Raw genomic sequence first — 21,475 nt, 5'->3', positions numbered from 1 at the left:
ACAGCTCACGAAAAAATTGAAGGAATAGCTAAACAAATTAATATCATCACAACAAACATGCTAAGTAGCATAACGATATCTTTGCCAGTTAAAATTGAGTTTGATACGGTCTCGGCATTTTGTACTTTTGTGACTTCGTTTACCTCTCTTGGAATTAAACGACTCGTAACATAAATAATCACCGCAGCGCTTACAAAACCAATAAAGTTCCACCAAAACCAAAAAACATCTGGCGCAAATACCGACACCAACAAATTAATTAATACACCACTAATTAAGCCAATATTGGCATGCAATGCAGCACTGCGTTTACTTAATACAGCAACTAAAAATACCGCCAGTATTGGGCCATAAAATAACGAGCCGACTTTGTTAATAGCTTCAATAATGGTCGGCGCAATGTCACCGGCAAAAAGTGATAGTACTAAGGTAATTGCGCCCCATGCTAAACCTAAGTATTTAGCTAACTTTAAGTAAGATGGTTGGTCTAGCTCTTTATTAGATATACGGCTGTAATCTTCAATACTTACCGCCGAAAGTGAATTAATTGCAGAGCTAAGTGACGACATCGCTGCCGACAAAATAGCGACAACCAATAAACCAATTAAGCCATGCGGTAGGTAATCTAAAATAAATATAGGCATCATCCAATCAGGGTTATCTGCTGGAATTTTTGCTAAAAATTCAGGGTTGCTCATTGCCAGAGTGCCAACAATTAAACCCGACACGCAATATAAAATAGTAATAGGGAAGCGCACTACACCATTTGCTAAAATCATGTAGCGTAGGTTTTTAGGATCTTTTGCACTGAGCGCACGTTGCGCTTGCGTTTGGTCACACCCATAGTAAGAAGCGTAAAGTACCACACCACCAAAAATCATCGGTAAAAAGCCAAAGCCATCACCACTAAAACCAAATGAATCAAACTTAATCGCTTCTAATCGGCTCGAATCAACATTGGCAATAAAGGTATCAACCCCACCTAAGTGATATAGTCCAAATCCAATACAAGCAATAGTACCCAGTACAATGATGATCATTTGAATTGCATCACCGTACACTACAGCTTTCATCCCACCTTGCAGTGAATACAAAACGGTTATAACACCCGTTAATACAATAGCTTGCCATGCTTCTATTCCCATGGTGCCTTGTAAAATAAGCGATACCGCGTAGATCATAATGCCGGTGGCAAACGCACGGCTAAATTGAAACACCACACTAATAAGCACACGGGTTGAGCGGCCAAAGCGCATTTCTAAATAATCGTAAATACTGACAATGCCGCTTTTATAAAGCTTGGGTAAAATAGTCGCTAAAATTAAAATCATCGCCAGCGGAACACCCAACTCATACGAGAGCCATTGCATACCACCGCCTTCACGCAAACCAACAAATGCAGGAGCCGAAATAAAGCTAATAGCCGAAAGCTGAGTGGCCATTACCGACAAAGCCAAAGGTTTCCAACCTAAGCTTTTACCCCCTAAAAAGTAATCACTTTTGTTGGTTTGTTCGCGTAGCATAAATCCCATTACCAATAAGGCACCAAGATAAAGAGCAACTATTGAAAAATCTAATATATTCATAATTTATTCGCGTATTCACAATATGAAAACACTGCGCCTTTTCAAAATTAAAATACCAAACGGCTACCTGCCCTTACCTTTTTGAATAAACGAGCCTAGTCAAAAAGATAAACCTGTAGCTAACTTAGCTGAAAAATGCATCACAATGCAAAAAGCCTATTAACCCCAAAGTGAGTTAATAGGCATAAAGCATTTATTTAAAAGTCGTATTTAACTCTTAAAGTAACGCGTCGTGGGAGAATTGGGCGACCTACAAAGTATGGGTTATCTGCCGTTTGGCTGTTACCTAGACGAGGCGAACCTTCAGTAACACCGTCAGAATCAAACAGGTTAAATACCCCAACGCTTAAGCGTACTGTTTGCTCTGGTGCAACTTGCCAGTTATAGCCTGCATCAAATCTAAATAAGTGGAATGAATCAAGTTCTACCGAGTTTGAGTCATTTGCAAAGTTTTTACCGGTAAAGTTATGGTAAATCGATGCATCCCAGTTATCTGCGGTGTAGCTAATAGATGAGTTAAATAGTATTTTTGGTTTACGACGTAATTCGTTACTAATAATAGAAGGGTCTGAGTCAAATTCAGTAAATTCGTGATCGGTATAGGTCATGTTGGCATCAACAGCCCACTCATCGGTAATATCGTAACGACCGGTAAGCTCAACACCCGTTGCTTTAGTTGATTGCATAACTGGCAGCTCTAATACGCCCCCATTACCATCATTTACAAAGTCTACGCTGCGTCTGTCTTTTAAGTCAGTTCGAAATAACGCAATGCTGCCGCTAAAGTCGTTATCAAAAAACTTAACACCTAGCTCGCCTTGCTCAACAATTTCGGCTTCGTAGCTGGCAGGCTCGCCTAAATCATTAAACTGAATACCTCTAATTTCTGGGAAGAAAAACCCGCGAGATGCATTGGCATATACATTTAAATTATCAGTTAAGCGATATAACGCCGCCCCTGATACAGCAAATTCAGACGTGTCGACTTCGCCGTAAGTCATTACACCACTGCCCGTAGTGTTAACTTGTAAGTTAGGTGCAAGCGTTGGATCATCAGAAATCTGAACTACTTGGCTGCCTTCACGACTAATTTTGCCTTCAATTTCTTCGTAGCGAACACCAAAGTCAAAAATCCAATCGTCACTTTCCATTTGATCCGCTACGTACAATGCTCTGCGGGTAGCGCTAATGGTTTGGTTAGTATAAGAAATGCCTGGGCCACTAATACCATTTTGAGTGTACTGAACCTCATCGCCATTAACATCGGTATACGTTAAGTCGATTAAGCGAGGGTTGTTATTAAACTCACCTAAGTAAGTTGTAATAACGTTATCGTCGTCGGCTTCACTGTGCGAGAAAAATGTACCGACTGTAATATCGTGGCTAAAATCACCTACAAAAATACTTTTGATGATATTAAATTCTGCAGAAAAATCTTCAGCTGGGCGGTCGCGGTCTAAAATACGGTTAGCAAATAGTAAGTCATCACTTGCAAGTACGACACCTGAATTAACATAAGAAAACTCAGCACCGCTTGCATCACCTAGCCCTCTGTTAGCTAAAAAGTCGTCTTGGCTTTCAGGTACATTAATAATACCGTCGCCGTCTAAAAATAAATTAAATTCGTGTTGGTATTTAGCGTATTTACTGCGCATATTAATGGCAAAATCGTTAGCGAGTTCTTTTTCAAACACTACTGAAATAGAGCCACCTTTAGTAACTACACCATCGCTGATTGGCGATTCATAACGACCATTTGCTGTATCGTACGTTAAGTTAGATACTTGCGCCGTTTGCAGTGATTCGACTTCACGACCATCGTTACCAATTAAGCGCTCGCGGCTGTCGCCATCAAGTGGAATAGGTAAGTAAAACTGAGCTTGGTCGTCAATGTACTGTCCGTAAACAGTAAATGAGCCAGAGCCATCATTAAATTCTTTACGAATATTACCACGCAACTGTGTACCTTTAGTCTCAAGGCCTGTATCTAAAGGGCCCTCGTCGTAACGGTAAAAACCAGAAAGCGCATAATATAAGCCGTCTTCGTTAAGTGGACCGCTCGTTGCAAAATCTAAGCGAGTACGCCCTTGGTCAGAAAGCTCCATTTGTACGGTACTTTGCGGATCATCACTGCCCGTTTTAGAAATATAGTTAATAATGCCGGCCACAGAACCTTGGCCAAATAAATTAGATACACCACCACGCACAAACTCTACGCGCTCAATACCCAAATCATTACGGTAATACACATCAAACGCCGATGAGTTTAAACCAAAAACACTCAAACTAGGTGAACCGTCGTACGACAGTGGCGTAAACTGAAACTGACCCGATGAAGGTAAGCCTCTTACTTGTAGGTTAGTAGCGACTTCACCGCCACCGCCTTCTACTTTAATACCCGGAATATAGCGAAGCACATCCGCTTGGCTACTTGAAGACAGCTTTACCAGCTCGTCTTCACTAATAGATGTTACTGATTGTGGAGTGTCTGAAATAACACGCCCTTTACTGGTACCAGAGACGATAATACGCTCAACGTTGTTAGCTTTTTTTGCTGTATCTGGTGCAGCTTCTTCTGCTGCATAAGCGCCCTGTGCGAGGCATAAAGATACAATAGAGGCGATCGTTGTTTTATTCACGGGTATTCTCCAATTGTGCTAGTTGTCTGTGTGTATTTACTTAGAGTGTGGCTAAGCAAAGCCGAAATAATCAAGTAAACATGTTAGTTTTTTGTTACTTCGAACAGGATTTAAGCACAGAAAAAAAACATTTACAACCCATAATGAGTGCTTTAATATTATCCAAATCGGAAATAACACACAAAGAGCACCCAATATGACTACTATAAACAGCGGTAAAATTGACTCAGCAACGGCTTCATCGCTTGCAGACCTTGCTACTAAAACACTTATAGCAAACGACTTAGGTGGCTATACAGTACCAACACATGGCCTATACCCGTTTCAGTGGAACTGGGATTCAGCCATTACAGCGCTAGGCTGGATGAAATCAGACGAAAGCCGCGCATGGCAAGAAATTGATGTGTTATTTTCAGGCCAATGGGATGATGGCATGGTGCCGCACATCTTGTTTCATAAAGATTCTAATACTTATTTTCCTGGTCCTGACGTATGGGGTTCGGATAAAAAAATTAAAAGTACATCTATTTCACAGCCGCCAGTAGTCGCCACCGTAATGAAAGAAATGCTTGCCAGCGCGAAAGATAAAGCACTTGCAGAACAAAAAGTTAAAGCGTTATTTTCACAAGTAGTTGATTATCATTTATGGTGGTACAACGACCGAGATCCTGAAAAAACAGGTTTAGTAGTAACCTACCACCCGTGGGAATCGGGCATGGATAACAGCCCATCGTGGGATGACGCTCTTCATGCTGTGCCATGTGTAGATTGGGAATATACGCGCCGTGATACAAGTCATGTAGATTCTTCTCAGCGTCCACATAAAAGTGAATACGACCGATTTTTATACCTTGTAGACTTTTTCAAACGTAACAACTTTGACAGCAAAGTAATCTACGAAACCTGTCCGTACAAAATGAATGACCTAGGTATTATTGCTATTTTGCACCGTGCAACCAAAGATTTACTCAAAATGGGTGAACAGCTTGGCTTAAACGATGCTCGCACTGATTACTTAGCACAGCGTTTACAAATAACAGAGCAAGCCATAAATACTTTATGGTGTGAACAAAGCCAGTACTTTTACTGCAGAGATGTATTAACTAACAGCTTGGCTAAAGTTAAAACATCAGCCGCGCTATTAACTGTATATGCAGGTTTAACAAGCGATGAGCAAACTAAAATAATTAATACAGCCACCGAAGATTTTATTGAGTCAAGCCAGTTTAGTGTGGCTTCTACTCACCCTAAAGAGGAAAAATACGAGCCACAACGCTACTGGCGTGGCCCGATTTGGTTACACATCAACTGGATGATAGCCATAGGCCTTAAAGAAGCAGGCTTTGCAACAACGGCTGACAAAATTCAAGATGACACTCGCAACCTAGTTGTTAAGTCAGGCTACTACGAATATTTTAACCCAGAAACAGGTGCAGGCTGTGGTGGTAAAGATTTCTCGTGGACAGCTGCAATTGCATTACATTGGCTACTTGACTAATAACTAAGGCAAGATCATGAAACACACAATATGCTTTGGTGAAGTACTGGTTGATTTACTTTCAAATAAATTGAGCCAAAACAGCAACGAACACGAAGCGTTTACAAAGTTTGCAGGCGGTGCGCCTGCAAACGTAAGCGTTGCTATTGCAAAGCTAGGCGGTAATGCCTACTTTGCAGGAATGCTAAGCACTGATAGCTTTGGCGACTTTTTACATAATGCATTAAAAGAGCAAGGTGTAAAAACCGACTTTATGCGTTTTACCAACCAAGCAAAAACAGCTCTCGCGTTTGTATCACTCGATAACGATGGCGATCGCACGTTTGAGTTTTACCGTGATAACACCGCCGATTTGCACTTTAGTAACGATGACTTTAGTCGCGAATGGTTTGAGCAATGCGATATTTTTCATATTTGCTCAAACACATTAACCGACAAAAACATCAGAAACACCACCGCTTACGGTGTTAAATTTGCAAAACAAAATAACTCAATTGTGAGCTTTGATATTAACTTGCGCCTCAATTTATGGCCAAGCGATGCCAACCCTCGCGAGCATATTTTACCGTTATTAAAAGACTGCTCAATTATTAAAGCCTCAAAAGAAGAGCTTGAATACTTAGCGGGTGAGCAATCGAGCGATGAGTTTATTGCCCAAACACTTAATAACGGTTGTGAGCTATTTGTAGTTACCGATGCAGGCAACCCTATGCATTGGTATACAAAAAATGCCAAGCAAACGCTTCACCCTAAAAAGGTTACTATGGTTGATGCCACCGCTGCAGGAGATGCGTTTGTAGGTGGACTGCTGTATCAACTAGGCTTACAAAACCTAACACCCAGCTCTTTTAGCGAGCTTTGCAACACGCCCGAAACACTAACAACTATTTTTGAATTTGCTTCGTTATGTGGTGCCCATGCCGCATCTTACAAAGGGGCATTTAACTCCCTACCTAACCAAAAGTCTCTACACGATTTTAGGAGCGAACTATGAAAAGCACACCTGATAACTTTAAAAACCGTGAATTTTTAACGCAGCACATTAGCGACACGTTAGCGTTTTATGAGCCAAATATTGACGATGAACACGGTGGTTTTTACCAAAACTTTTCTGATAACGGTGAGGTATTTGATAAACACACGCGCCATTTAGTAAGCTCTACTCGTTTTGTATTTAACTATGCGCGTGCGTACCAAACCTTTAATGACGAAAAGTACCTAAACCGTGTTAAATCGGGAATTGAGTTTATTCGTAAGCATCACCTTGTTGAGCAAACAGGCGGCTATAACTGGTTATTAAAAGTTGAAAACGCTCAAGCTACCGTGCTTGATAACACCAATCATTGTTATGGCTTTGCATTTGTTATTTTAGCGTACAGCTGGGCATATCGCGCAGGTGTTACAGAGGCGCGCGAATACCTCAACGATACATTTCAAACAATGGAAACACATTTTTGGGATGCAAAAGCCGGTTTATATAAAGATCAGCATAACAGCGACTTCACAAAATGTGATTCATACCGCGGCCAAAATGCCAATATGCATACTTGTGAAGCACTTATTGCCGCTTATGAAGCCACAAGAGACGAAATATTTTTAAACCGTGCGCTCACACTTGCCGACAACATGGTTAACCGCCAAGCTAGTTTAATGGGTGGGCTTATTTGGGAGCATTACGATATAAATTGGCAGGTCGATTTAGAGTACAACAAAGACGATCCTAAAAATTTATTTCGTCCGTGGGGCTTTCAACCTGGCCATCAAACAGAGTGGTCAAAACTGCTTATGCTTTTAAATAAGCATAAGCCACAAAAATGGCTTATTGAACGCGCTCAAGCCTTATTTGATAACTCAATAAATGTAGCATGGGATAAAAAGCACGGCGGTATTTGCTACGGCTTTGCCCCTGATAAAACTATTTGCGATGACGATAAATACTTTTGGGTTCAAGCCGAAACTCTGTGTTGTGCAGCGTATCTTTATCAAGCAACAGGGGATGAAAAATATCAGCAATGGTATGACAAAATTTGGCAGTATTCGTGGCAGCATTTAGTTGATCATAAATACGGAGCCTGGTTTAGAATTTTAACCGCTGACAATAAAAAAATAGACACGATGAAAAGCCCAATAGGTAAAACTGATTACCATACAATGGGTGCCTGTTTTGATGTGCTCGAACTATTAAAGTAACTATGTAGTTATAACTTTTACAGTGTTGTGTAGACCTTTTAACCGCCAGCTTGGCGGTTTTTTTTGCGCTGGATTTAATTCACCTCAAAAAGGGTTATCAACTTAACAAAATAATATTTTTTTACAGCCATTTTTTTAAACCTAATCTTTTGAATACCACACCAATAATAGAAAATTTTGCACGCCAGCAGCGTATAGTAATATTAAAGATATAAAAATAAGAGAACAGGTAATGCCCAACGAGAAAGATCCCCACGCCATATGCACAAGCGAACAAGTTGCTTGGCCACGTATTGCCGCAATTGCTGCAATGCTAAGCTTTTCATTACCCACATTTATAACCGGCTTAGAAATTCATCAAAGTTCAAGTGTGAGTAATACACTTTGGGCATTAGTTATTGGATCTATCATTTTAACCGTAATTGGCGGTGCCATGGGCACAATAGGTGTAAAAAGTCGCTTAAGCTCTTATCTGTTAGTAAAAATAGCCTTTGGTAATGCAGGTGCTGGCATTGTAAATATAGCTTTTGCTTTGTCATTAATTGGCTGGTTTGGAGTAAATATTGACTTGTTTTCGAATGCAGTAGTACGCCTACTGAGCGCTGAATTTAATATTATTATGCCTGAGTGGCCAATTGATATAGCTGCTGGCTGCGCCATGCTCATAACCACATTATACGGATTTAAAGCTATTAATGTACTGGCCTCTATTATGATCCCCATTTTAGCTGTTGTGACCGCAATGATGCTATTTGGCGCATTAGATAACATGCCATTTATTGATTTTATTAATTTAGAAAAGTCAGCAGACTTATCACTTGAAGATGGTGTAGCCGCCATTGTTGGTGGCGTTATTATTGGCGCAATTATCTTGCCCGATATAACCCGTTTTTCTAAACAAAAACGTGGCGGCATATACACCTCTTTTATTGCTTATATGATTATTGAACTGCTCGTTATTTTTGTAGCTGTATTTGCAGCAGCCGCCATGCAAGAAACCGAAATACTCAGTTTAATGCTTGCGCTCAACCTAGGATTTTCGGCTTTTTTTATTGTGATTGCAGGAAGTTGGATTTTAAATTCACTAAACTTATACAGTACCGCACTCAGTGTAGAGGCAACTTTTCCGCATTGGCATAAAAAGTGGGTTATTGTTTTATTAGGGCTAGTAGGAATTGGCGCGGCATTTATAAATATTTTAGATATGTTTATTAGCTTTTTAGCATTTTTGTCAGATATTTTTGTGCCCGTTGCAGGCGTTATTATTGTTGATGCATTATTTATAAAGCCTGATGCGTACAACGCCAGTACGCTTACCAATAACGCGCGCTTTTCTGTACCTGCATTTACGGCTTGGTTTGTAGGTGCGGCATTTGCAGTGTGTAATGGGGCGATATTTAACGTGTCATTGAGTGGCATTACTGTTATTGATGCCATTATTTTAACCGCAATTATTTATACTTTTTTTGTAAAATTGATTAAGCCAAAACCGGTTAACAAGCACTAAGCACTTATAACTAACCAAGGCGCTTAATCAGCGCCTTGTTCGTCTTCTTCTATTTTCATTTCGTCTCGCCATCTTAGTTTTTCAAGCGGGTAGCCTAAAAAGAACTTGGCTCGCTCAAGCACGATACGTGTGGTTAATTTTTTAATCGTATAATTACTACTGCCCGTTAACTTATCGCACATTGCATTAAGCGCCTGAATATCTGCAAAACAACAAAAAGAAATATAATCAATATCACCACTTAACTGCATGCAATCCATTATTTCAGGGATATCGTGTATTTCAGCTAAAAACTTACGCCTAGCAGCTAAATTATTGTCCTCAAGCGTAAATTCCATATAAGCAAACACATGTTCACATATTTGTTCAAGATTAATATCGGCATGAAATGTACGAAAATACCCAGCTTCTTTTAATGCTTTAACGCGTTGAAAACAAGCGCTGGGAGAAAGGTTTACTCGCTCTGCCAACTCTACATTAGTGAGATCGGCAGTAAGATGCACTATTGCTAATATTTTTTGGTTATATCTGTCTATTTTTATCGTTTTTTTCATAACTGGTTTCACATTGAAAAATAATTAATTTTGTAAACCTATTGTCAAAATGTACATAAAACTTAGCGCCTGCTAGATATTTTCACAATATGTTTGTGCTCATTTGAGGTTTTACAAAATATTATTTTGTCTGAAAAAGCGACAATGTTTGTACGTTAAAAACATTACCTTAGTCGTGACATTAGGACATATAACATGAGCAGATACAATAGAACAAAATTCCATAAAACGCTTTTAGCATCGGCGGTGAGTTTATCGTGCTTGTCACACGTTAATGCACAAGAACAAAATAATACAGCCAACACTATCGAAAAAATTTCTGTTATCTCTCGAGGACGTGTTGAGTCAATTCAAAACGTGCCAGACTCTGTTACCGCCTTTAGCGCCGATACGATTGAAAAATCTCGTATTACCAGCTTTCGCGATGTTGCTAATTTAACGCCTAATTTGTCGCAACTTGATAACTTTAGACCCGGCCTTGCGCGCATAACTATTCGAGGGTTAATTACACCGCAAGTGGGCGATCCGCCGCTTGCATTTGTTGTTGATGGTGTAACTGCCCCCGATTTAGAGTTTATTAACCAAGACTTGGTAGATATTGAACGCATTGAAGTTATGCGTGGCGCGCAAGGCGCACTGTACGGCCGTGGTGCCATTGGTGGTGCGGTTATTGTTACCACAAAAAAACCAATTGAAGACTTCGAAGGTAAAGTTAAAGGATCAATTGGCAACGGCAATACCTATAACCTAAATGCAGTTGTGTCAGGGTCGTTAAATGATGAAAACACGGCTTATTTTAGAGCCGGTGGTTACATTAAAGATACCGATGGCCTCATTAAAAACACCTACACAGGCGATAAAGCCGATCCATTAAAAGAGCAATCAGTATTTTCTCAATTAGAATTTGAATTAACTGAAGACACATCAATAAACCTTAAAGGTAAATACACGTCGAGCGAAGCGGGTTTTGCTTACTATCAAGGCGTAAACGATGACACTATTGAAGACTTCTCAATTAATACCTCGCAAAATATTATTAACGAAGACGAGCGTGATGTGTATGAGCTAAGCGCTAAACTTACCCAACATTACGATTTAGGTAAGTTTGAGTTTGTAACTGCCTACAGCAATTCAGAAAACGAGCACTTTTACGATGGCGACTACTCTGCCGATGCAACCTTTATTGACGAAGACGGTTTTTTTAGAGCACCGTTTGGTACTGAAGGATTATACGATGTTGAATCGTTAACTGTTGAGTCTCGATTTATATCCCAGTCAGATCAGGAGTTTAGATGGTCTGTGTCGGCATTTTATCAACAGCGCGACCGCGACACTGCGGTACTTTTTTACGATGACTTTACCGATGCACAAATACTCACCCGTAAAGACTTTGCAAACGATGAACCTTACTTATCTATTATCGATAATAACAGCAGTGATGCGTGGGCTCTTGCGGGGCAATTTAACTACGATATTACCTCGCAGTTAGAGTTAACCGGCGCACTACGTTACGATCACGATACACGTGAATCGTTCGACCCAACTAATAAAACAGATACTTACGCTAAAAAGTCGTTTAGCCAACTACAGCCAAAAGTAACTTTAGGATACCAAGTTACGGATGACTTTTTACTTTATACAGGTTATTCGCACGGATTTAGAAGTGGCGGCTTTAATGAGCCTGCAGAAGGAATTAGCCGTACCTTTGATCAAGAAGTGTCTGATAGCTACGAAATGGGTTTTAAAACGTCTTTGTTTGATAGCAAATTAACCCTTAATGGAGCTGCGTTTATTATTGACCAAGACGATGCTCAATTTACGCAATTTAATGTAGATACATACACCCTCGAAAATCTATCAATTGATGAAGTGCGAACCAAAGGCTTAGAGCTAGAAGCGGCCTATGCAGCCACCAGCAATTTAAGCATAAACCTAAGCGCCGGTATTATTGATTCAGAAATAAAAAGCTTTGCACTGCGCCCTGAGCTTACTGGCAGACCACAGTTTTGGGTCCCTGAATACAACTACAGCATATCGGCCAATCATAATACGCAATTAAACGGCCAGTGGTCACTGTTTTCCCGCGCGGAGGTATTAATAGAAGGGCCTAAAACCTTCAGCATTGATATTCCAGATGTAGAGTCATCACGCTACACCTACCTTAATGCCGGGGTTGGCATTAAATCTGAGCAATGGACAGTGCAAGTTTACGTAGACAACCTCACTGATGAGCGTGCCATTGAAGATATATTTTTATATGGCGATGGGATTACTGAACTTGCGCGCCAACCTAATAAACCACGTAGTTACGGCGTAGAGCTAAGCTACGATTTTTAATTTCAACTCTCAAATAGCTGCTTTAAACAATCTTAAGGCAGCCTCTTTTTTAGATAACCAATAGCGATACACACATGCAAATTCTTAATCGTGAACAACTAATTGATATTTTATACGGCTGCGCCATTTTAGGTACCGGTGGTGGCGGTGAGCTAAGTGAAGGCATAAATTACATTGACGAAGCCCTTGCACTAGGTAAAACGTTTAAACTTATTAGCGCAGATGAAGTACCCGCAGGCGAACTTGTATGCACACCTTATATTTTAGGGGCAATCTCGCCACTAACAGATACGGAAGAGCGCGCTTACGCTAATCTCCCACGTACAGGTAAGCATTCTATTTTAGCGGCATACGATCGCGCCCTTGAGTACATGAATAAAGAATCTATTTACGGAACGATTTGTTGCGAACTAGGTGGCGCTAACACTGCGGTATCGTTTTATTTAGCGGCTATGTTTGATGGCTACATCATTGATGCCGACCCTGCTGGACGAGCAGTTCCTGAAATTACCCACTCAACCTATTATTTAAATAATTTACCCGCAGCACCAATTATTACCGCAAACGAATTTGGCGAATGCTTTATTTGTGAAAACGTTATGGATGACTTACGCGCTGAAACCGTAGTGCGTGCCCTTGCCAAAATAAGCCGTAACGACATCGCAGCCATTGATCATATTCTTCCTATTGACCAGATGAAAGATGCGGTTATTCACGGCACGATAAGTAAAGCATTAAAGCTTGGAAGAGCCATGCGTGAAGCCAACAACTCAAATGAAAACACTATTAATGTAGTTGCCGAGCAAGGTAATGGATTTGTCGCGTTTGAAGGAGTTGTTAGTGAGTTTGAATTTAAAACACTTGAAGGCTTTACTATAGGCGAAGTTATGCTTGCTGGTACTGGCGAGTTTGCTGGTAACAGTTATAAAATTACGGTTAAAAACGAAAATATGGCTGCGTTTTTAAATAAAGAAGTACACGTTACCATCCCTGATTTAATTTGTTGCCTAAACACACAAGCGGGTACGCCAATCACCAACCCAAATTATGAAATAGGTATGCCTGTATCCGTTATTATTTTGCCAGCACCTGTTGAGTTTACAACACCAAAAGGACTTTCTATATTTGGCCCTAATTACGCAGGCGTTAAGAGTGATTATCGCCCTGCTATAAATAGTTAACTATTCAGCTCTAACCTGAATTATTATAAAGCTTAGCGTGGTTAGCGTTTAACCCGTTAAGCTTTTATATAAATAACTCACTTCCAACCTGTAATACTCTTTTAATCAAAGTTAAAAAGCTATAATAAAAATCTTATATAGGTAATAATCTTTAAATTAATGGACTCAAGGGTTATTTGGTATGTTAGGTTTTTGGTATAAGGAGTTTCCGCAATACCCTAAAGATCATAAAGACTTTTGGCGTACTCGTTTAATAGCCCACTCTTTACTAATAACTACGAGTTATTTTTTAGTTTTAACACTCCTCAACCTTTTCTACTTTGAAAGCTATGACATTGCTTTAATTGATGCCCTAGGGCTGACTATATCACTAGGTATCTATACTTGGTTTAATAAAACAGCCAACGTAAATGCAGCAGCATGGGCCGTTGCCCTTATGGTTGTTAGCTTAATAATGCTGTTTGTGATTTCTGTAGGCGGACATGCGCATTCTTTATTTTGGGCAACGTTGATCCCGCCTTTTAGCTTTTTTTTAGTTGGAAGGAACTGGGGAAGCCTATTTAGTATAGTCGCTTTTGCTATTTGTGCGTATCTTGTGTATTTACAACAACAGCAAACTGTAACAATTGGCTTAGGCTCTTTATTTAATCTTATAGAGGTAAGCCTTGCTCATATTTTAATTTTTAGGTTTTACGAAAAAACACGGTTTTCGGCATACACTCGATTATCTATCCGTAACTTAGAAATTCAACACTTAGCAGAAACCGATAAGTTAACGGGGCTTTATAACAGGCAAAAATTTGATTTTGAATTATCACAGTTAATTGCTAAAAATGACGTTTTTAAAACCCCATATTGCTTACTTATTTGCGATATAGATCACTTCAAAAATATAAACGATACCTACGGGCATTTGGTTGGTGATAACGTGCTAACTGAATTTGCAAAAATATTAAAAAGCCGTATGGGAAATGACGCACTTATTGCGCGATGGGGTGGAGAAGAATTCACTATTATTTTATCCAACACCTCTTTAAATGATAGCGCTAAAAAAGCCGATGACCTGATAAAGTATATTGCCGAAAACACAGTTACAAATGTAGCATTTACTATAAGTATTGGATTAGCAACGATACAAAAAGACGATACAGTGCTAAAACTACTGGAGCGGGCTGATACAGCGCTATATAAGGCTAAAAATAATGGACGCAATAAAGTATGTGTTAGCGATAACGATTCAACCGTTATCGCTCAATCAACTTACTTAGATGGGTTTATAGCCTAAACTTAAGCGTGCTGCCCACAAGCAAATCCACAGCTCCACGCATATTGGAAGTTGTAGCCTCCAAGCCACCCTGTTACGTCAGTTACTTCGCCTATAAAGTATAGGCCTTTAGCTTTTTTAGCTTCAAAGGTTTTTGAGCTCAACTCGTCGGTATCTACACCGCCCAATGTTACTTCTGCTGTTCTATAACCTTCTGTGCCATTGGGTTTAATTTGCCACGCATGAATATAATTTACTAACTCATTTATTTGAGCATGGGTAAGCTGATTAATATTACAATCTGGTATCGCTTTGCTTTCGTGCAGTATTTCTATAAAGCGTTTAGGTAAAATAGTTGCAAGGCTATTTTTTAAGGACTTTTGGGCTTGCGTTTCTCGCCAATCAGCAAGTTGCTGCCTTAAATCAATTTCAGGTAATAAGTTTATAGTTACAGCCTGCCCTGCTCGCCAAAATGAGCTTATTTGCAATATTGCTGGGCCCGATAACCCTCGGTGAGTAAAGAGGATGTTTTCTTTAAATACGGTGCCGTCTTCGCTTGAAACTTCACAAGGGATACTAATTCCCGAGAGCCCTTCAAAACGCTCTTTATCATGCTGATGCAAAGTAAACGGCACAAGTGCAGCCATAGTTGGTAACACGCTTAAGCCAAACTGCTCTGCAATTTTATAACCTATTGGTGTAGCCCCTAGTTTTGGCATAGTTAAGCCACCTGATGCTATAACTAACGACTCACAGCTTAAGGTTTCTTGCTCTGTGGTAACGCTATAGCCGGTTTCGGTTTTTGATACGCTGATCACTTCACTGCGTAGTTTTATATTTACCCCGGCCCACTCACATTCGGTCAGTAAAATATCAACAATGTCTTGTGCATTGTTATCGCAAAAAAGCTGACCTAGTGTTTTATGGTGATACGCCAAGCCATGTCTGTCTACCAGCTCAATAAAGTCATGCTGTGTATAGCGACTTAAACATGATTTAACAAAATGAGCATTTGCGCATAAGTAGTTATCAGGGGTTGCGTTTTCATTTGTAAAATTACAACGCCCACCACCACTTATTAAAATTTTACGACCTGGTTTTTTCCCCATATCAAGTACTGTAACGCTTCGGCCACGGTATCCAGCTTGCGCTGCACACATTAATCCTGCAGCTCCCGCACCTATTACAATTACATCTACTTGACTCATTATTTTACCCTACTAAAAAATTTTTCCGATTATAGCAAAGTTTGATAGCTAACAACGTAGCATTTAAATTATTAGCAATAACACAACAAAAACGCATCAGTAATAAGTCGGGAATAATTACCCGCACAATAAACCAACCCTTTATACTTATTTTTAATTTATATGACAAATACTAAACAACGAGTAAACCGCTAAAAACCTGAGTTATAACTAAATGAAAGAGGTACATAATAAATTGATATTTTAACCTAGTTAACAGATCGTTTACTTTTGTTCCCGCATCGTGATCCTACATCACGAAATAATAAATAAAAATCTAGGGATAATTATGACAACAAGTAAAACTTTTAAAAGATGCGCAATTGCAATTACAGTTAGTACGCTTTTTGCTGCAACATCTGGCATGGCTCAATCAGTTTCAAGTTCAATGGCTGAAACATCGGCTAAACTACAAAGCCAAGGCGGTTTCGAAACTCAGTTCATTATTAAATATAAAAATAATAACGAAATGGCGAGCCTCTCAACTGCAGACGCAAGCCCAGCTAGCATGAAAAAGCGCGCACAAAGCTTTGTTAAAAACTTCGCTTCTAAAAAAGGCAAAGTAAAAGCAAAATACGTTCGTGCAATGGCACTTAATAATCATCACGTAATGCGTGCTGATAAAAAATTAAGTGCGGCTGAGGCCCAAGAGTTTATGCAAGAAATGGTTGATTCTGGCAATGTTGAATACATTGAAGTGGATCAAATGCTAAAGCCGTTTTCAACTCCTAACGATCCACGTTTTGATGACCAATGGCACTACTACGAGCAAGCCGGTGGTTTAAACTTACCGACCGCATGGGATACCGCAACGGGTAGCGGTGTAGTTGTAGCTGTACTAGATACGGGCTACCGCCCTCATGCTGATTTAAACGCTAATATTTTACCGGGTTACGATATGATCTCTAACCTTTCGGTAGCTAATGACGGTGGTGGTCGCGATAGCGATGCACGTGATCCTGGTGATGCAGTTGCTGCGAATGAATGTGGTACTAACGGTGCACAAAACTCTAGCTGGCATGGCACGCACGTAGCAGGCACAGTTGCTGCGGTAACCAATAACGGTGAAGGTGTTGCAGGCGTAGCTTATAACGCAAAAGTAGTGCCTGTTCGTGTACTAGGTAAGTGTGGTGGTTTAACCTCTGATATTGCAGACGGTATTATTTGGGCATCTGGTGGAAGTGTTTCAGGTATTCCTGCTAACTCAAACCCTGCTGATGTAATTAATATGAGTTTAGGTGGGAGCGGTTCATGTAGCTCTACAACTCAAAATGCAATTAACACAGCACGTAGTAACGGCACTGTGGTAGTTATTGCTGCAGGTAACGATAACGATAACTCAGCAAACTACAACCCAGGTAACTGTAACGGTGTAGTAAACGTAGCCTCAGTGGGCCGTAATGGCGGCAGAGCTTATTACTCAAACTACGGTAGCAATATTGATGTTGCAGCACCAGGTGGCGCACAAAGCTTTGCAAACGACTCTGAAGGCGTTCTATCAACTTACAATTCAGGTTCGTCTACACCTTCAAGCGACAGCTATGGCTTTTCACAAGGTACATCAATGGCTGCGCCCCACGTAGCAGGTGTTGCGGCACTTATTAAGCAAGCAAAGCCAGATGCAACGCCTGACGAAATAGAAAGTATTTTAAAATCAACTACCCGTTCGTTCCCTGCAACATGTACTAGCTGTGGTACGGGTATTGTTGATGCTGCCGCAGCTGTTGCAGCAGCAAGTGGCGGCACTACTCCACCTACCGGTGGCGATAGCGAGCTTATTAATGGTGAAGCTAAAACAGGTTTAAGTGGGGCTGCAAATGCACAAGCATTTTACACGATGACAGTACCAAGCGGTGCAACTAACGTAACATTCACTATGAGTGGTGGTACTGGCGATGCTGATTTATACGTACGTGCAGGCAGTAAACCTACAACTACTACCTATGGTTGTCGTCCATATAAAGGCGGTAATAGCGAAGAGTGTTCTATTGATAACCCTACTGCGGGAACTTACCACGTAATGCTTAACGGCTACTCTGCGTATTCAGCTGTTAGCTTAGTAGGTAATATTACTGGTGGTTCATCATCGGGTGGCGGTTCAGGTACTCCACAAGCAGGTGGCGGCACTATAAGCGATGTGTCAGCCAATACTGGGCAGTGGAAACATTACACGTTAGATGTACCAGCTGGAATGACTACGTTTACAGTAACAACATCGGGTGGCAGTGGCGATGCTGATTTATTTGTAAAATACGGTAGCCAACCAACAGCAAGCTCATACGATTGCCGCCCTTATAAAAATGGCAATGCAGAAACATGTACATTTACTAATCCACAAGCAGGTACTTGGCACTTAAGCGTTAACGCTTATAGCACTTTCTCTGGTTTAACGCTTAGCGGGCAATACCAACCGTAATTTAAAGTTTGGGCCTTTAATAAAAAAAACCGATGTTGCTGCCAACATCGGTTTTTCAATAATAACTAGCAGATTAGTTAAAACTAAAATCTACACTTTATTACTGTTATAGCTTCTCTAGTACTGATTCTGCGCGGCTTACAACAAACTCTTTGTCTTGTTCTACAAATAAACCTGTTACTAGCGCATTTTCAATAATCATAGCGTAACGCGTTGAACGTATACCACCAAAACTAGCAGTATCTTTATCAAGCCCTAAAGATTTAGTGAAACTTCCATCGCCATCCCCAAGCATTGTAATTTCTTGCGCGTTTTGTGAGTCACCCCATGCTTTCATAACAAATGCATCATTAACAGATACACAGTAAATAGCATCAACACCTTTTGCTTTAATTTTATCAGCAAGGGTAATAAATTCAGGTAAATGGGCATTTGAACACGTTGGTGTAAACGCACCAGGTACTGCAAATAACACGACTTTTTTACCTTCAAACAATTCTTTATTTGTAAGAGATTGCATACCGTCGTCAGTTAATTGCGTTAACGTCACTGCTGGTAATTCTTGGCCTTGCTCAATCATGGTAATTCCTTGAAAAGATTAATACAGAATAAGTAACAATCGTACTACGTAGCCTACACTACTAGGTATAAAAAGTACGGCTAACTTAGTAGCTCAAAATAGCCTACCATAGAACGAAGAATACGCGCTGTATTAAGGTAAATTCAAATCATTTATAAAACTTGAAAAATCATTACCTAGCTTTTCATCTCGCAGACTGTACTCAACAATTGCTTTTAAGTAGCCTAACTTGTCTCCACAATCGTGAGAGCGACCACTCATATGAAATGCTTCAACGGTTTCTTGTGCCATTAATGCGTCAATAGAATCTGTAAGTTGTATTTCACCGCCAGCACCTACAGACGTTTTTGCAAGTAGAGGCCAAATATTCTTACTCAGTACATATCGCCCTACAACAGCTAGATTAGAAGGCGCTAAATCTGCATCAGGTTTTTCAACCATTGCTTTAATTGCAGCACTTTTACCGGGCATTAACTCAACACCGTTTATATCAGCAATACCATATTTACTAACGTCTTCTTTAGCTACCGGCTCAAGCATTATTTGGCTTGCTTGAGTTTCTTTAAAGCGTTTAATCATGGCCGCTAAGTTTTCAGTTTCTTGATCCGCAGTATAGGCATCAAGTATCACATCAGGCAGGAGCACAACAAAGTTGTTATCACCAACTATTGGTTTAGCGCATAAAATAGCATGCCCTAGCCCTTTAGCTTCACCTTGGCGTACACTCATAATAGTTACATCATTTGGACAAATAGAGCGAATTTCATCTAATAAAGCTCGTTTAACACGCTTCTCAAGAGTCGCTTCTAGTTCATAACTTGTATCAAAGTGGTTTTCGATTGCATTTTTAGAGCTATGCGTAACTAACACAATATCTTTAATACCAGCGGACACACATTCGCTGACAATATATTGAATTAGAGGCTTATCGACTATTGGGAGCATTTCTTTTGGGATAGCTTTTGTCATAGGGAGCATTCTCGTCCCTAAGCCAGCTACTGGAATTACAGCTTTCATATCTGTCCTTAGTGATTAAGTTTGTAAATAATATCAATTCGCTTAATTAAGTGATCTATTTTTAGGATGGAAAAACGTGTTGATAGCTAGGCAAAAAATTCGCTACTTAGTTGTTCTAAATGAGAATTTTTAACACAGGTGCGACACGTTTAGCCCCGCAAAATAATTAAGTATTATTGCGTATTGGTACAAACTAGCAGATACAAAATAGATACCAGCTGAATAAAGTTACCTCTTTTGAAGAAGTAAATTTGAAGCTGTTTATTAAACAGAGTCTCTACATTTTTGGTTATTTAAAATGAGCAGGTAAGTTATGAAGTTTATTAATGATTTTGTTGTGGGGTGAGATTACATTAGCTAAACGAAAAAAGCCTGGGTTTGCTATAAATAACAAACCCAGACCAATAAATTTCTAACTAAAGGTCGCGTTACAAAACCTTTTTATAATTAAAGACCTGCACGCTCTTTAATTACTGCAATAAGCGGTGAGCTGGCAAAATTCCCTTCAGCCCAAGCAATATCAGCACCATCTGTTAACGCACTTTTTGATAAGTTTTTAACTATATACTCACCAGTATCTACTGCATTACTAGCAACAGCATGACGTAATAAGTTATTACCATTACATTGTACTGCATCATAAATATTACGAATTTTTACACGAGAGCTTTTAAGCTTGCTGCGTAATCGGTTTTTATCGTCTGCCGCAATATATTCACAAATAGATACTGCTAATTGATCTTCAGCATTTACAGGTGCTGTATACGAAAACGAACTAACAGCTACAACGGCAGTAAGTGCAACTAGCTTTGGTAATTTAAACATGACAAACCCTTTATAATACTTTGTTCTTATATAGACTATCGAATATTATATCAATCTATCAAAATTTACGCAATAATGTTAACGTTCTTTATATAAAGTTACGAATTTATAACTAGATAAATTCTTGTCATCCGGATGGTTTTCTTGCTCTTCTTTCACGTACCAATTAGCAACTTTATTGTAATCTGGAAACTGTGTATCGCCTTTAACATCTAAATCAATAAAAGTTAGATACAGGCGTTCTGCTTTTGGTAAAAATTGCTCATAGATATTACCACCACCAATAATCATTACTTCTTCAGCAGTAGTAACGAGTTCTAATGCGGCATCTGGCGTAGTTACTACTTCAATACCCTGTGCAGTATATTCGCTGTTTCGAGTAATAATAATATTACGGCGCCCAGGTAATGGACGGCCTATAGACTCAAAAGTTTTACGACCCATGATCACAGGCTTACCCGTAGTGACCTTTTTAAAATGCTGAAGATCTGCAGGTAAATGCCATGGCATTTTATTATCTAGACCAATTACACGGTTATTTGCCATTGCTGCAATCATTGAAATTATCATAATAAACACCTAGTACTTTATTCTTAAACAAAGAAAAAGGAGCATAAGCTCCTTTTTAGTAAAT

The 21,475-nt window shown here is 39.7% G+C and carries 16 protein-coding genes; 8 read left to right on the top strand and 8 right to left on the bottom strand.

Going from position 1 to position 21,475, the window contains the following annotated elements:
• Positions 1 to 5: 5 nt before the first annotated feature.
• Together H5118_RS05035 and H5118_RS20800 are read right to left on the bottom strand one after the other, a co-directional pair.
• Positions 6 to 1,586 carry a sodium:solute symporter gene (locus H5118_RS05035; protein WP_182692782.1) on the bottom strand — a complete coding sequence of 527 codons (1,581 nt, stop codon included), beginning with the start codon at positions 1,584 to 1,586 and terminating at the stop codon, positions 6 to 8.
• A gap of 197 nt (positions 1,587 to 1,783) precedes the next feature.
• Complete coding sequence (locus H5118_RS20800) at positions 1,784 to 4,225, bottom strand: TonB-dependent receptor domain-containing protein (protein ID WP_182747997.1); 2,442 nt, start codon at positions 4,223 to 4,225, stop codon at positions 1,784 to 1,786.
• Positions 4,226 to 4,421: 196 nt separating this feature from the next.
• Here H5118_RS20800 and H5118_RS05025 point away from each other — a divergent pair, with 196 nt between their 5' ends.
• From H5118_RS05025 to H5118_RS05010, 4 genes are all read left to right on the top strand, one after another.
• A complete protein-coding gene (locus H5118_RS05025; protein ID WP_182692784.1) occupies positions 4,422 to 5,723 on the top strand; it encodes an MGH1-like glycoside hydrolase domain-containing protein in 1,302 nt (433 codons plus the stop codon).
• Positions 5,724 to 5,739: 16 nt separating this feature from the next.
• Positions 5,740 to 6,717 (top strand): carbohydrate kinase, encoded by a 978-nt coding sequence (locus H5118_RS05020; RefSeq protein ID WP_024604532.1) that lies wholly within the window; start codon positions 5,740 to 5,742, stop codon positions 6,715 to 6,717.
• Positions 6,714 to 7,913 carry an AGE family epimerase/isomerase gene (locus H5118_RS05015; RefSeq protein WP_182747995.1) on the top strand — a complete coding sequence of 400 codons (1,200 nt, stop codon included), beginning with the start codon at positions 6,714 to 6,716 and terminating at the stop codon, positions 7,911 to 7,913. Before H5118_RS05020 ends, H5118_RS05015 begins: the two co-directional genes overlap by 4 nt.
• Positions 7,914 to 8,145: 232 nt before the next feature.
• Entirely contained in the window at positions 8,146 to 9,420 is a 1,275-nt protein-coding gene (locus H5118_RS05010; RefSeq protein ID WP_182747993.1) for a cytosine permease, read from the top strand.
• A 23-nt stretch (positions 9,421 to 9,443) separates the two neighbouring features.
• Here the strand turns inward: H5118_RS05010 and H5118_RS05005 are convergent, their stop codons facing one another.
• A complete protein-coding gene (locus tag H5118_RS05005) occupies positions 9,444 to 9,974 on the bottom strand; it encodes an Lrp/AsnC family transcriptional regulator (protein ID WP_002957736.1) in 531 nt (176 codons plus the stop codon).
• A gap of 195 nt (positions 9,975 to 10,169) precedes the next feature.
• Here H5118_RS05005 and H5118_RS05000 point away from each other — a divergent pair, with 195 nt between their 5' ends.
• The 3 genes from H5118_RS05000 to H5118_RS04990 all read left to right on the top strand — a co-directional run bounded on the left by H5118_RS05000 (position 10,170) and on the right by H5118_RS04990 (position 14,777).
• Positions 10,170 to 12,311, top strand: coding sequence for a TonB-dependent receptor (locus H5118_RS05000; RefSeq protein ID WP_182747991.1), 2,142 nt, complete (start codon positions 10,170 to 10,172; stop codon positions 12,309 to 12,311).
• A gap of 74 nt (positions 12,312 to 12,385) precedes the next feature.
• Entirely contained in the window at positions 12,386 to 13,492 is a 1,107-nt protein-coding gene (locus tag H5118_RS04995) for a DUF917 domain-containing protein (protein ID WP_182747989.1), read from the top strand.
• Positions 13,493 to 13,673: 181 nt separating this feature from the next.
• Positions 13,674 to 14,777, top strand: a complete 1,104-nt coding sequence (locus H5118_RS04990; RefSeq protein WP_182747987.1) for a GGDEF domain-containing protein — start codon at positions 13,674 to 13,676, stop codon at positions 14,775 to 14,777.
• Between the two features lie 2 nt (positions 14,778 to 14,779).
• Here the strand turns inward: H5118_RS04990 and H5118_RS04985 are convergent, their stop codons facing one another.
• Positions 14,780 to 15,964 (bottom strand): NAD(P)/FAD-dependent oxidoreductase, encoded by a 1,185-nt coding sequence (locus tag H5118_RS04985; protein WP_024595536.1) that lies wholly within the window; start codon positions 15,962 to 15,964, stop codon positions 14,780 to 14,782.
• 328 nt (positions 15,965 to 16,292) lie between these two features.
• Between H5118_RS04985 and H5118_RS04980 the strand changes: the two genes are divergently transcribed.
• A complete protein-coding gene (locus H5118_RS04980; protein WP_182747985.1) occupies positions 16,293 to 18,419 on the top strand; it encodes a S8 family peptidase in 2,127 nt (708 codons plus the stop codon).
• A gap of 106 nt (positions 18,420 to 18,525) precedes the next feature.
• On the opposite strand, the gene H5118_RS04975 is transcribed toward H5118_RS04980, so the two are convergent.
• From H5118_RS04975 to folA, 4 genes are all read right to left on the bottom strand, one after another.
• Positions 18,526 to 18,999, bottom strand: coding sequence for a peroxiredoxin (locus H5118_RS04975; RefSeq protein WP_024594812.1), 474 nt, complete (start codon positions 18,997 to 18,999; stop codon positions 18,526 to 18,528).
• Positions 19,000 to 19,131: 132 nt separating this feature from the next.
• A complete protein-coding gene (gene galU, locus H5118_RS04970; RefSeq protein ID WP_024594811.1) occupies positions 19,132 to 20,016 on the bottom strand; it encodes a UTP--glucose-1-phosphate uridylyltransferase GalU in 885 nt (294 codons plus the stop codon).
• A gap of 447 nt (positions 20,017 to 20,463) precedes the next feature.
• Positions 20,464 to 20,841 carry a DUF3718 domain-containing protein gene (locus H5118_RS04965; RefSeq protein ID WP_024594810.1) on the bottom strand — a complete coding sequence of 126 codons (378 nt, stop codon included), beginning with the start codon at positions 20,839 to 20,841 and terminating at the stop codon, positions 20,464 to 20,466.
• A 78-nt stretch (positions 20,842 to 20,919) separates the two neighbouring features.
• Positions 20,920 to 21,411 carry a type 3 dihydrofolate reductase gene (folA, locus tag H5118_RS04960; RefSeq protein ID WP_002957745.1) on the bottom strand — a complete coding sequence of 164 codons (492 nt, stop codon included), beginning with the start codon at positions 21,409 to 21,411 and terminating at the stop codon, positions 20,920 to 20,922.
• Positions 21,412 to 21,475: the final 64 nt, after the last annotated feature.

It is taken from the genome of Pseudoalteromonas sp. SR41-1, assembly GCF_014164015.1.
Taxonomy (GTDB): domain Bacteria; phylum Pseudomonadota; class Gammaproteobacteria; order Enterobacterales; family Alteromonadaceae; genus Pseudoalteromonas; species Pseudoalteromonas distincta.
Note: the sequence above shows the minus strand (reverse complement) of the source record. Positions and strands in the feature narration are given on the sequence as shown.